At 63.9% G+C, this 13,787-nt stretch carries 8 protein-coding genes; 6 read left to right on the forward strand and 2 right to left on the reverse strand.

What is annotated here, in order from left to right; translation table 11 throughout:
- The 6 genes from dpdG to dpdD are packed head-to-tail and all read left to right on the forward strand — an operon-like array spanning position 1 to position 11,750.
- Positions 1-912, forward strand: a complete 912-nt coding sequence (gene dpdG, locus AC1VWI_RS35020) for a protein DpdG (RefSeq protein WP_499515026.1) — start codon at positions 1-3, stop codon at positions 910-912.
- On the forward strand, positions 909-3,992 hold the full coding sequence (locus tag AC1VWI_RS35025; protein ID WP_499515027.1) for an AAA family ATPase: 3,084 nt from the start codon (positions 909-911) through the stop codon (positions 3,990-3,992). The genes dpdG and AC1VWI_RS35025 overlap by 4 nt, the downstream gene beginning before the upstream one ends.
- Positions 3,985-4,680, forward strand: a complete 696-nt coding sequence (locus AC1VWI_RS35030; RefSeq protein ID WP_499515028.1) for a hypothetical protein — start codon at positions 3,985-3,987, stop codon at positions 4,678-4,680. Before AC1VWI_RS35025 ends, AC1VWI_RS35030 begins: the two co-directional genes overlap by 8 nt.
- Positions 4,673-9,079 (forward strand): protein DpdJ, encoded by a 4,407-nt coding sequence (gene dpdJ, locus AC1VWI_RS35035; protein WP_499515029.1) that lies wholly within the window; start codon positions 4,673-4,675, stop codon positions 9,077-9,079. Before AC1VWI_RS35030 ends, dpdJ begins: the two co-directional genes overlap by 8 nt.
- Positions 9,076-9,606, forward strand: a complete 531-nt coding sequence (gene dpdK / locus AC1VWI_RS35040; protein WP_499515030.1) for a phospholipase D-like domain-containing protein DpdK — start codon at positions 9,076-9,078, stop codon at positions 9,604-9,606. The genes dpdJ and dpdK overlap by 4 nt, the downstream gene beginning before the upstream one ends.
- Positions 9,603-11,750, forward strand: coding sequence for a protein DpdD (gene dpdD, locus AC1VWI_RS35045; RefSeq protein ID WP_499515031.1), 2,148 nt, complete (start codon positions 9,603-9,605; stop codon positions 11,748-11,750). Before dpdK ends, dpdD begins: the two co-directional genes overlap by 4 nt.
- Positions 11,751-12,517: 767 nt before the next feature.
- Here the strand turns inward: dpdD and AC1VWI_RS35050 are convergent.
- On the reverse strand, positions 12,518-13,279 hold the full coding sequence (locus tag AC1VWI_RS35050) for an Rv1363c family protein (protein ID WP_499515032.1): 762 nt from the start codon (positions 13,277-13,279) through the stop codon (positions 12,518-12,520).
- A 34-nt stretch (positions 13,280-13,313) separates the two neighbouring features.
- Complete coding sequence (locus AC1VWI_RS35055) at positions 13,314-13,778, reverse strand: Rv1363c family protein (RefSeq protein WP_499516988.1); 465 nt, start codon at positions 13,776-13,778, stop codon at positions 13,314-13,316.
- Positions 13,779-13,787: the final 9 nt, after the last annotated feature.

Genomic DNA, 13,787 nt, shown 5'->3' on the forward strand with positions numbered 1-13,787 from the left:
GTGGACTACCTTAAGCAGCACAACGCTGCCAGCACCCCGGCCCTCCGGGTGATCGCCCGCTACCTTGCGTCGCGTGCCGAGGGCCAAAGCGCGAGTGACTTGCAAAAAGCCTTGCAACCCATTGCCCTGAAACAAGAACAGAACACACCTCTTGAGAGCAGAGGTGGTGCCGCAGCATCACTCACAGCCTCGCTGGCCGTCGGTACAGATCTCGGTCTCCTCGAAGCGCAAGGAGCCACACGCGACCGACGGGTGTGGTCATTGCGCGAGAACATGCGCGCACAGGTGAACGCGGCAGCCGCAGACTCTCGAGCCTTCCGTTCCCTCCTACTGCGCTGCCTGGGGGAGAAGGCTATGAGGGATCTCGACGGTGGCGACCTGCCCTCGGATGTGACACTGGCGCTCGCCTGGCTTCTTCGCCAGGATCCCCTGGCACCCTTTCCGGCGATCTGGGGTGATGGGCCCGAAGGTGCATTTGTCCATGCCAAAGCGGACACATTGGTCAACAGCCCCGAGCAGTGGCGGGCGTTCAAACGATGGGCATGCGCGCTCGGACTAGCTCGTCAGGCCGATATGGGCAAACAGAAGGACTACCTACTGATTGATCCCACGCATGCCCTCAATGACGTGCTGCACGCAATGCCTTCCAAGGCGCCCGCAGATCAGTGGTTTCGGCGTCTGTACTCGATACTCCCCGTCCTTGGAGAGCCGAGACTGATCGCCGCACTACCGTCAGCGGGCGACCAAACTCGAAACGTGCCCGCGTCGATTGCGCTGGCGCTGCAGAAACTGGAGCGGGCGGGGCGGTTGCGACTCGTGGCCTCGAGTGATGCCAGCATGCCCTTGGTCCTGCGCCTCGGGCGAGGGGAACGACGCATCAGTGAGGTGCACACTGTGGAGGGGGCTGCGTGACGACTGCGATGAAGGGTTTCCGCTGTTGGAGCGCGGGCTCGGTGAGCCGGACGGTCTACTCGGACATCGGCGCGCTGCCCACCCACGCCGAAGCTCTCTTTCTGGCCGCTCACACGCCGATGGAGTTGTCACATCCCAAGGGAGAGGAACTCCCTGACGCCGGCTCGGACGAGCGTCAAGTGCTCGATGCTCTGCTGGCGACTGTCGGTGACATGGACCGAAACACGCTCATCGCCGTGACTGGCGAATCAGGAGCGGGGAAAAGCCACGTCGTGCGCTGGGTGCATGCCCATCTCGATCCATCCGACGAGCGCTACCACGTCCTGTACGTCCCAAGAGCAGTGCAAACGATCCGTGAACTCCTCCGCCGCATCGTGGCAGGGCTGCCTGGCGAAGGCGGCCAGGAGTTTATGGACCGTATCGACGAAGCGGTGGGCAACAGCACCCCCGCGGAACTTCAGGACCGCCTGTTGGAAGAGATGCGTCTCGCTCTGACCTGGACGCTCGAATTCCAACTGCCCGGGGACGACGCTAGCGACGCTCAGCGAACGGCGCGCGAAGAACGCAATGCTCTGCTGGGCACCCCCGATGATCGGGGCAAGAGACGAAACGGCCTGGCTGATCTCCTGTCGCTTGACCGAGTGAACCGCACCCTGCTTCGCGAGGGAGGTCGACTGCATCAGTTCATCGACTCGGTTTACAGGGAGACTTCACGTCGGGACGACGAGCCGGAAGGCTTCACGGCATCGGATATCCCACTACGCGAAGCCGGCGTGCGCAGGGAACTGACTGGCAATGGTGATCTGCGTGAGCTATGGGACCTCGTCCGCCTGGATCCCAAGCCTGCCTTGGGCATCCTTGACGAGGCCCTGCGCCAGGCCGTGCCCAGGACACTTGGCCTCAAGGGAAGCAGTGGTGAGACGCTGGACCTGCTGTTCCGGCAATCTCGCCAAGCCCTCCGCGAGGAGGGCAAGGAATTGGTTTTGGTCTTCGAGGACCTGGCACAGTTCGGACTCATCGACGGGGAATTGTACGACCAGTTCGTCACCCAGCCGGGATCTGACCTTGCTCCGCTTCGCGTTCTTTTCGCAGTGACGGATGCCCCGTTTTCTAAACTTCCCCAGACCGTGCGGACCCGTATTACACACCAATTTGTTGTCAGTGCGACTGCGCTGACGGACCGCAAGGCATTCGTTGCCCGCTACTTGAATCTTGCGCGAGTCGGTCGGGACAACGTCGAGCAAGCCTGGACGCAAGCCCGGAAGGATACGGCTGGGGAAGAATGGGTGCAAAACGCTTGCGACACCAGAGAAAATGGACTCGCGTGTCGGTTCCGAGACGAATGCCATAAGGGATTCGGTGCCGTCCAAGTTCAAGGACTGGGCAGCGTCGGCCTGTACCCCTACAACGAAATTTCCCTCCGGCGTGCCCTAGACGGCCAAGGGGCAGATCCCACGCCGCGTGAAGTTCTCGACACGTGCGTGGCGGAAACCCTCAGGGAGGCCGACCCACACATTGAACGAGGAACCTACCCGCACCCCCGCGTGCGCGATCGCTTCGACTTCAGGGTGCAGCGCCCCAAAGATGCGCTGCTGCAAGGCGCGACAGGCGAGCAAGCGGAACGCCTCTATCGCGCCCTCGTCATCTGGGGCGATGAAGACGACCTTGCGCCGGCCGTCATGGACGCTTTTTCTCTCGGCGGGGCAACAGTGCGAAAGCGGGCGACGCCTCCGCCTGACGTCGAAACGCAGCGAACGAAACAAAGGGATACTCCCGAGAAGCCTCAAGAGAATCCTCTGCTACCGCTTTTTCAGTGGCAGAACGGAGAACGTCTTCCGGACCACCATGCTGACTCCTATCGGGCGACTCTCTATCGTCTCGTTTCCTCCCGGCTCGAACTCGATCAAGACCTCTTCCATGTTGCGAATGGCCGTGGAGCTCAAATCTTGAGCGGGCTCTTCACTCGGTATTCTTTCGACCTGGAGGATGCGCGAGGCCGCGCCCCTGGTACGGGGAGCGTGCGCTTTGAGGTGCGCCGCCAGGCCGAAGATCTTCAGGTGTTGATGGGCGCTCGATGGTTCGCGGATCATGGTCATTGGAGGCCTCAAGAGGGGGACTGGGCCTGGCCCGAGGACTACGACCCTGCGGAGTTGATGCTGAGCCTTGAGTCCCGACTGGATCAATGGGCCGAGATAGTCCGTCGATCATTCCGCGACCGAGTGCGAGGTCGAGGCCTGGCACGGGCCGCGATCGCTGTCCGGACAGTCGCTCTGCTTGCTACGGGGGTGACACCTGACCGGTTGAGAACGGTCGACAACGTGCTTAGCGGAAAACCACCGTTGAGCGCTGCGAGTGCGCCCCTGTGGGTCTCTGTCGATCGCGCGGCACAGGAACTGCTGCGTGATGTGCCGGCAGCAGAGTGGGTGGGAGAGTTTGCCTCAGTGCGGCAGGGCGATACAGGCGCTCCGCAACTCGTTGATGTTGCGGACCTGGAGACGGGACTTGAGCAGGTCTTGAAGTCCCCGATTGCTTGCCTCCGGCAGGTGCTCGAGGAGTTCAACGATGTCGCCCCTGACCTGGCCATTGCTGCGCGAGGATTGCTGTCCGCCATACAGCAGGCCAGCCCTGCGCACGTACGTGAGGTAGCGACCGCCATCGAGACACTCGCGGAGAGCCTCGAAGGCGAACACCCGCGGTCGGTGGCCCGCAGCGCGCAGGAAGTCGGGCATCAGGCCCTGACCAACCAATTCTTTCGGCCGGAGAACGGCTGGCGCAAATTCTCTGAAGCAGTGCAGACCCTCGAGAGTCTCCCGGAACTTCCACTCGACTGGTGCGGAAAGAACCGCAAGGAGGACGAGGAAGAAGCTCTCGCGATACAGCCTTGGGCGCGCGATGCAGTCGCAGGTGCAGGAGCACTTGAGGTAGTACGCCAGAGTCTGGAAGCAACGAGTCGGGGGTGCCTGAGAAGCGGCGCTGTGGGCGGAGACTTGAACCAGCTCCGACGGGATGTCCAAAACAAGCTGGGCCGGATCGAGGAATTTCTCCGGATTTTGAGCACGACGGAGGCGGGGCATGGCTGAAGGCAACACGACCTGGATCAGCGCAACTCGCGAACTGATAGGCCAGGCCAGCAATGTAGTCAAGACACAGTCAGAAATAGACATCCTTGCTGAGGCCGATGAAAACCTCAACAGGACTCTTCAGGACCTGGCCCAACTTGCTCAGGCCGCCTTGTCGGGCAAAGGCGTGTGGTGGACAGGCTTCGATGCGCCGGCCGACCTGTGGAAAGACCTGGGCGCCTCTCAGTCAGAACTGGGCCGCCGCCAGTTGGCTTCTGTTGAGCGGCACCTCGGCTCCTTCAAGGCGCGGGCTCACGATGCCGTGTTGGCCGCATGGAAGGACTACGTCACGACGGAGGCGGGCGACGCTGCAGAGTTGCGTGCCTTGGTGCAGACATTGGCTGACGCTGCAAGTTTCACGGACGTCGCACAAAGCCTGGACGATACCCTCGGACGGCTGGCCCGGTTGCAAAAGGAACTGCCGGGCGCTCACGCCCTGCAGACACTCAGGGAAGCCGTCGAACTCCTTGATGACTTGAAGAGACGGTTGCCAGATGCAGTGAAGGTCTTCGTCTCGGCGGCGGCGTCCGGCCGCGGGGCATCGCTCGAACTGTTCAACGCGGAAGTACGCGACTGGCTGCTCGACAATGGCGCCCTCCACAACTTCCGCGTGGTTCCGGGCCGGCCGCAGGAGGTTCGCCGTGGCTGAACGCCTGCTCGAGGCACTGACCAGACTCGAATTGTTGGAGGCCTCGCTTCTCTCATGGGGGGCCGTCGGCGCAGAGTGGACTGAGTCCGAGATTTTGGCCGTACTCTCTGATCACGGGAACGCGAAGGAGTTGCTGGACCAACTGCTGGAAGCTTCGCTGGTCGTATCGACCCCAAGCGGCGGCTACAGGTCGCGTAGCGCTGAGACGGTAAGGCTGCTTGCCACGCTACGCCAGGCCTTCCCCGGGCAGCGAGTCACCGATGGCAGGCCCCTTGTCCTGGACTATCGCTTCCTCCACCGACCCCGGCGGCGCCCGAAACGAGATGTTCCTGCGCAAGAGGTACTCGCCGACATACAGGCGTGGCTCGGACCCTCGGGTGTGGTGGCGGCCCAACTTCTACTGCCTGAGGAACTGTCCGGCTTTCAACAGCGCAGCACGCGCGCCGTGCTGCAGGCGCTGGCAGGTCGGCAGCCGACAGGCGTCATGGTCACGGCCGGCACAGGCAGCGGAAAGACCTTGGCCTTCTATCTACCGCTGCTGACCTGGCTGGCCGATCAAGCTGGCAGCAGTCGGCGATCGGGAACGCTCGGCCTGGCGTTGTATCCGCGAAACGAACTGCTTAAAGACCAACTCCGCAGCCTTATGGAGTACCTGACGCGTCTGAGCACACCAGAGGCGCAGGTACCCCCGTTGAGCGTGGCGACGTGGTTCGGGCTGACGCCGCCCTCCGCCCGCTCCGTGCGCGACGGTAAGGCCGACGGCTGGGAGAGACAAGGCGGCGGATATGTCTGCCCCTACCTTCGCTGCCTTGAGTGCAACGCGGATCTGCTGTGGCTGGAGGCAGACCTTGCGGTAGGCCGCGAGCGACTGGTCTGCGGCGCGTCCGCCTGCAGGGGGGAGGTGGATGGAAGCGTTTTGCGACTCACACGTGAGAGTGCCAATCGGCATCCTGCCCATCTCATGCTCAGCACCACTGAATCACTCAACCGTCAACTCTCTGCACCTGGCAACCTCCGGGCGTTCGGGGTGCGCCCAGCCAGCCTCGCAGCGGTTCTGCTCGATGAGGTGCACACATACGAAGGGACGACGGGAGCGCAGAACGCTGTCTTGCTGCGCCGCCTGAAGCACAGTCTGCGTCGTGCTCCCATCTGGGTCGGCCTGTCGGCCACGCTGCGCAACGCAGGAGACTTCTTCGCGCGGTTGGTCGACCTGCCGGCCGGTGCCGTCAGCGTGGTCCGACCTGATGTAGAAGAGTTGGAGGACTCCGGCGCCGAGTACCTTTTGGCGCTTCGCCACGATCCACATGCTCAGGCGGGCACGCTGTCCACCACTATCCAGGCCTGCATGGCGCTTTCCCGCGCTCTGGATTCCACAGCGGACGACCCCTTCGAGCCTCCCCCATCCTCCGCAGGCATCTTCGGCAGCAAGCTCTTCGCCTTCACCGACAAACTCGACAGCACCAACCGGCTGTACTGGGACCTGTTGCATGCCGAGGGATGGCAGTGGCCCGGACGCCCTCTCGCCCGTCGCCCCCTCACCCTCGCCCACCTGCGGGCCGCGGACCAAGCACGCCTGGCACCAGACCTGCGACAGCCAGCCAGCGATCGCGATCCCGACGGACAGTGGTGGTGGCTGCCCGAGCAACTGGGCCACGGTATCAACGCCGACCGCCAACTCCGAATAGGACGCACCAGCTCCCAAGACCGAGGCGTAGCCACCGACGCACAGGTGATCGTCGCGACGGCCACGCTCGAAGTCGGGTTCGATGACGACCGAGTCGGCGCTGTACTCCAACACAAAGCACCGCATGACGCAGCGCAGTTCCTGCAGCGAAAGGGACGTGCGGGACGCAACCTAACGACCCGCCCCTGGACTGTAGTCGTGCTCAGCGACTGGGGCAGAGACCGACAAGCCTGGGAGGCCTACGACGCGCTCTTCGACCCGGACCTGCCGCCGCGTCACCTTCCCGTCGACAACCTCTATGTACTCCGGATCCAAGCGGTATACGCCCTCCTTGACTGGCTCGCGGCGGAACTGCGCTACTCCGGTCGTAACTCCACCTGGGCAGATATCGCAGGGCCGGCATCCCTCTTGCACCCCCACAGCGCAGAGCGCCAGGCGTTGACTCGGGACCGTCAGACAGCACTGGCAGAACTCCTGGAACGACTTCTTCGTCCGGGACCGGAGCGAGAACGCCTGCGGCGCCATCTGCGAGGAGCACTGGCACTGGGCACCGGAGAGTGGGCCGAATCGGTCGTCGACAGCCTGCTGTGGGACGCGCCTAGACCGCTGCTGCTGGCTGTTGTACCGACCATACGCCGCCAGTTGAAGGAGCAATGGCGGGGAGAGGAACCGCAGGAGGGGGACTCTGGCCTGCGGACTCGGACGCCACTTCGGCAGTTCGTCCCCGGCAACCTGTTCGATGACCTTCTCGTCCCCGACGTCGAACTGCAGGTGCCGGGGCAACGCGGCCAGTGGCAGGTCGAACACCTTCCTGCCTTGCGTACCCTCCGAGAGTTCTGCCCCGGTAACGTGACCCGGCACTTCGGAGTATGGGCAGCCAACAAACGTCATTGGATCCCCCTGCCTGAGGAGACATCTGGTGAGCAGGAGGTGCTGGTCGACGTCACCAGCACCTACCAGGCCGTACTGGTGGATGCGATCGGTGTAGGAGACGAGCGCGTAGCGGTGTACGCACCAGTTGCGGCCCGGCTTGACTCAGTGCCGCCCCCTGTCAAAGATGCCTCCGCAGTACGCCCCGACTGGCAGTTCCACGTAACCGCCCTCGGTAGAGGGTGTCCGGTACGCCTCGGACGTGGAGTCGATCAACTATTCGAAGGACTCACTGCCCACCTGCATATTCAAGGCGGCGGGGTACGTACCTTGCGGTACGCCAAGACAGCACAAGGAACGGTCTGGGATCCACAATCACGACCCGTGCGCCTGCGCTTCGGACTCAGTAACTCCGCCTCGTGGACTCCTGCAGCCCTAGGCGTCGATATCCACTGCGATGCCCTTGAGGGCGTCGTGCACATTCCCGAGCGACCCGTCAGCCCTACACCTCAAGAACGCACCTACCGACTGCGGCACCTGTTGCAGGTGGAGGTTGAACTTCCCAGCGAGATGTCCACATTCGAACGGGAGATGCTGGGCGAAATCGCCCTGCTAGCCACCATCACTGCGCGTCTGGACAGGGAAACCCCGCTTCAGGAGCACGAGGTGTCGGGAGCACTCGAAGCGGCCGCTACCACGATCGGGCTCATCGACGGCGACCATGCGCATGTAGACCACGAGCAAACATGGGCGCTTTGGTGCCACGACCCTCAGGTCGTGGCCGCAGTCTGGAGGGCCGTGGAGGAAGTGTCGAGTGACGAACGCTCGCCCAGTTGGATGGCCTGGTGGCGCAAGCGCTACACACTCTCGGTCGCCCACATCACGCTCGCGGGCCTGTCGATGATGTGCCCCGGTGTCGACGTGGACGAACTGATGATCGATCTAGATCCGAGAGACGACCGACGCTTTTGGCTGACGGAGCCTTCACCCGGCGGAACCGGCCAGGTCGAAGCCTTCCTCAGCGCCCTCACCCAGGACACTGAGGCCTTCACGCGAGCCCTCGACGACGCGCTCAACCCCTCAGCGGTCGAGACTCTGGATGAGGAGTTGACCCTGTTGCTGCGCTCGCAAGCACCAGAGGTCCAATCAGCCCTTGCTGTGCTGCAGGAAGGATGGCAGGAAGGTCATACCGCTGTTGCCCAGGCTGCACAACACGTGGACGACGTCACCAGCGCCCACGACCTTGCCCTGAGTAGTTTGGCCCGCTCTGCGCTCAGTACTCGCCTGGCCGGCCCCGGCGCACACCCCGACCTGCTAAGCGAGGTGGCGTCCTGGCTGGACTTGCGGGATCAAGCAACAGAGCGCTCACAACTCGAGGTAGGACCCAGGACGCTCGGGGCTCTTCTGGCCGGAGACGAAGCTCTCGATGAGATCCTGCACCTCGACTCCACAGCGACACGGCAACGGCGAGCCCGAGCGGTGTCGAACGTGCTGTGGCCCTGGGGCCAGTCGGCCCAGGCGGACCTGTCCTACAACCCCTACGCGCCCACCCTTCAGGCATCGCTGCCAACCGTGCGGGCCCACGTAGATCTGGGTCCGATCACACTAGACGTCGTTCCCTGGAATGATGACTGCCGCCAGGCGCTCCACACCACTTTGGTCGAACGAGGTGAGGTAATACTGCGGGCAGAGCAAGCAGACGCTGCCACCTTGCGAGCGGTGGTCCTGGACCTGGAGACCCGTCCGATCGAGGTCGGATCGCTCCTGTGCCACCCCGTCGTCGTAGGCGTTCGAACGTCGCCCCGGTTTGTGCAGACCCGAGTGCTCCTGCGGGAGGCCCCGTGAACAGGATCATTCGCAAGTCCAAGGCTCAAAGTGCAAGCGAGGTGCTTGACTTGCTCGGGGCCCTCTTTTCTGCAGAATTGATCACGCCGAGTTCCTGCCTGTGGCTCGTCTCCCCTTGGATATCTGACGTCGACATCCTCGACAACAGCACAGGAACGTTCGCAGCGCTCACCCGCTTCGGACGCCGACGCATCCGCCTTGCTGAGCTTCTCGTGATCCTAGCCACGCAAGGCACACACGTCGTCATCGCCACCACGTCCGACAAGCACAACGACAACTTTCGACGTCGCCTCACACTGCTGTCCGGCGACGCCCGTGTTCAAGAGCGCGTAGACGTGGTGATCGATCCCACTGGCCGTCTCCATACCAAAGCGCTCACCGGAAACGACTATGCCCTGGCTGGCAGCATGAACATCACCTACAGCGGCATCCACCTACGCGAAGAATACGTTGAATTGAGGACCGAGTCAGACTTCGTGGCCCAAGCCCGTATGGACGCCTTTGATCGCTTCGGAGGCACACTGTGACCGTCCTCGAAGCACTACAACGCAGTCTGGGGGATCCCGAGCGCTTCGGAAGTCTGAGCGAGCGTATCGAGGTCCTCATCGAGTCGCAGGCGCTGACATGGGCAGAAGGCATGAGCAGTTGGCTGGTGGCACCGCTTGATCGTCACCCTTCGGGCTTCTACCTACTCTCAGAAGACCGAGAAGGACAGCGCCGAGGCAGAGAGGTACTCCAAGCCTTCCTGGGCCCCTCCTCAGCGGACATCCAAACAATGCCGCTCGCCGCCAACGGAGGCGACGTGGATCGACTCCTTGATGCCGCAGGACTCATACACCTGTCCTACGTGCGACGCACAGCCACGACGCAGGAGGACTTCCTCGAACGACTCGAGGACGCTGTTGCAACGGTGAAGGGCAAGGACGCACGTCTGCGCCCCGTCAGACGGTCGCACGTCGATCTGTTGCGCGACTTCCGACTTGCTCTGCTGCAACGAGACAGCCGTCTGGCTGAACAGGCACTAACGGATCTCCGGCTCACTGGGCAACTCAGCGCGGAGAACCTCAGGTTTCTGACGATCGAGCTGCTTGGTCGCCTGGAGCGCTGGCGAGAGTTGCGCAACCTGCCCTACCTGACAGACCTCCTGCGCTCACGTCGTCCCAGGGCCATCAATGAGGTCCTCCTTGAGATGCTCTGGCGGACAGAAGTTGCTGAACTCTGCGCCACCGGGCAACCCGCTCAGGCCGTCTACGCAGAAGCCGACCTAGGCGCCCGCTACGGCACTGTCCTCAGTGCCGTCGATGTCCCCGTGACCGAGGCGGGACGGGCCGTCAGCGTTGTAGCCGCGCGGGCCCTCAACGACATTGAGCGGCTGCAACGGTTGCTGCTCGCCGCAGATAGCGACCTTGAGCGTGAACGACTGCAGCGGTTGTCCACGTTGGAGGCGTCAGCGACACCTGACCCGACGACTGTCCAAAACGACGTCCAAGGACTGTTCGACAAAGGGCAATACGGTGCGGCGGTCCTCGCATTCCTTGAATCTCCCGACCCTTCTGTGGCCGACCTCGTCGTACAAGCCACTCTTGACAGCGAGGACAGCGTCCACGCGCCAGATGTACTGACGACAATTCAGGCTTTTATCACTGACAACCTTGTCCATCCGGATCGCCGCCTTCTGCGCGACCTGGAAGACCTGACACAACTCGTCGACGGCTCATGCACCAGTTGGGTCGAGTGGTGCACAAGGATCGGGCAGAACGAGCGGTGGCCTGATGCAACTCAAGTCCTGCGCACACAGCACCAACAGTGGGACAGCATGCAACTCCTCACGCCAGCAAAGGTACGTCAGGCTGCGGACGGCGTTCTCAGCGCATGGACGGGCATCAACCAAGATCAAATAGTCGCAGGACTCGACGTGCTCTGCCGAGCAGCCGCAGAAGCGGCGCTGGCAACCCCGGCAGCGGAATTTTGCGACTCCATCCTGCTGGTCCTGGCGGAGCAGCAGAACCTCAGCGCACCTGTGCGCGAGGCATATCTGGTACTCCTTGATCAACTCCTGGAAAGCGGGCCGACAGAGGCGCGTTACCGGGATACGCTGCAACATGCCATTTCTCTCTGGAGGCGGATTTCCGCTCCAGTTGCCGTTGACTGGGGACTAGGTCTGGTCGACATCCTACTCAATGCGCCTGTTCCTGCCGCAGACGCGCGGGTTGCGGTCGTTACTGAGGTTCTCAATAAGGTGCGTGACTTTCAACAGCGACTCAACTCCCGCCAAAATTCGGAGTTGGAAGCCCTAGCCGAAGAGATCGGTCTGCCAGTACGACAGTTGCCGAAGCCAGCAGAGGGCGTAGACCTCGTATGGCACCGCCTCAACGGCACAATAGTCGGGGTGTATTCCCTCCTTCCTCGGGCCGCAGAGTCACTGAGTAAGCGCCTGTCGCGGCTGTGCTCGCCCGGAGCCATTGAAGGTAATGCCGACACGGTGGCTACTCCCGCACTGCGGGCCCTCACCACCCGTGCTGACTATCTGATCGTCGACACGTGGCATGCAGCCCACGCGGCAACGAGCGCCATCGACGCCGTGCGCCCCAGGGACCAACAGATATTGCCAAAAGGGCGCGGTATCACCGGCTTCCTACAAGCGTTGGAGCAATCTCTCTTGTCGGGGTGACCCTCACGCAGGCATGGCTGCCCGAAGCCCCAGCGGCCGCAGAATAGTTTCAAAATGACGGACTACTGAGGTTTTCGCCTCGGGGTGATGGTGATCTCGCTGGTGGGTGTATCCCGGTGTCATGCGGTATCCCGATGGGGGCGGTCTGACCGCAAATCAGCGGGCTCAGCGGGAGCAAGTCCGGTTTCAGGGCAGACTCCACCGGGGTGGAGCGGAAGCCCGTCGGGCCGCGATGGTTGCCCATGCCCGCAGCTCACCGTCCCGGCAGTGCCGGAGACATTCGGGACGGCGAAGGGCCCGGCGCTCCACGTGGTCGTGAACGCGGTGTCGCTGACCGATCCGGAGGACGGGGTCGCGGCGCCGGCCGGCGCACCCGGCAGGGTTCCGGCGACGAGCACCAGCAACCCGACGGCGCGACGCCCCCGCGACCGCAGGTGGAGGTGAAGACGACGTGCGAAGAGGAGAGCCACAGGTACCTCGTGGATTCGCGAGTCGGATGAAGGGTGGCGGTACGGGTGAAGCCTTCATCTGCTCTACGGGGAGGCAGGCGGTGTCCGTCGCGAGCAACCGATCTCTTTTCGAAGCGGGCCGGACGGGTGCTGAGGGGGGTGGCCGGAGTCGGTGCGGCAGATCGCTCGGGGGCAAGAACGTCGCCCGGCCCACCACGGCCCGACCGCAGTGAAGCCCGCCGGCCCAGCCCTGCCGCGCCCGTTCCCCTCGAAAAAGTGCCCCCGCGCGACCGCGCGAGGGTACTTACGGAGGCCTGGTCAGAGGGCGTCGACGCCGCTCACCTTCCAGCCGTCGTTGGTGTTGGTGAGCGTCATGCGCACCCTGTTCAGGTCCAGCCGCGGCTGCGGGACCTGAGTGCTCCGGGTGATCTGGTTGACGAAGAGCAGGACGACGGCCCGGTCCCGTGTGGCCGATACGACGGACACCGCCGGGGCGTCACCGTCGGGTGGTGTGGCCACGGTCGCCTTCACCACACCGTGGTACTTCGTCGCGGTCGGCGCGACCACCGCCTTCGTGGTCTTGCCGTACTGCTCGCGGAAGCGCCCGGTCAGCAGGATGCGGGCACGGGAGAAGTCCCGGTCCAGGTGCCGGTAGTCGTACGACAGCACGACCGGCGCCGCATTCCGCGCGGCTGCGAGGGCCTCGTCGCGGGCCTGCTCCGCCTGCCGCCCCTGCTGGTACTCCCGCCCGAGTACGGCGGCCGCGACCAGGGCCGCCACGAGGACGATGCCCAGCGCCGCGGTGAGCACGCCCCGCCCGGCGTTGCGCGGGGACGCACCGCCCTCCGTCTTCCCCTCGAACGACTCGGGTGCCTCGGGCTCCGGCGGGTCCTCCCAGCCGTTCGGCGGCGCATCGACGAGCAGGGTGCGCCCGGAGCGGGTCTGATCTTCCTGGTGGGCACCGCATTCGCGAGGCGCAGGCCGTCCGGCCCGCTTGGCCGCCGCGCGGGTGGCCGCGGTCATGGTGCGGCGGGCCGGTGAGCCGGTGCCGCGGGTGCTGCGGAAGGCCGGGTTCGCCACGGTGTCTCTCCTCATTGTTGGTCTCACGGCCGGGTCAGCCCACGAACACGACGTCGGAGGTCAACCAGCGACCTGCTACATACGCGAGGTCGAGCTGGAGCCGGTAGGTGCGCGCCTGGCCCTCGGGCGCGGCGGTGTTGGTCACCTCGCTGTCGGCCACGACCAGGACCCGGGCCGAGCGCCCGTCGTACCGCACGATGCCCGCTTCCAGGACCTGTCCGTCGGACACCGACTTGTTCTGTGCAACCAGCCTCGTCAGTTGTTCGGTCTGCGAGGCGAACTCCTTCTTGAACTCGCCGGTGGCGTTCGCCAGCACATTGGCGCTGTCCCGGTCGTAGTGCCGGTAGTCGAGCGAGGTGAAGCTCAGCGCCGACTGGCGGGCCGCAGCCAAGATGTCCTGACGGCGCTGTTCCGCCGCGCGCTGGTCGGACAGCTTCCAGCCCAGCCAGACACACAGCACGGTCGTCAACACGGTCGCAGCGACGAGCCCCGCAGACAGCAGCCTCAC

The sequence above is a fragment of the Streptomyces sp. TOM-9 genome (genome assembly GCF_056858595.1).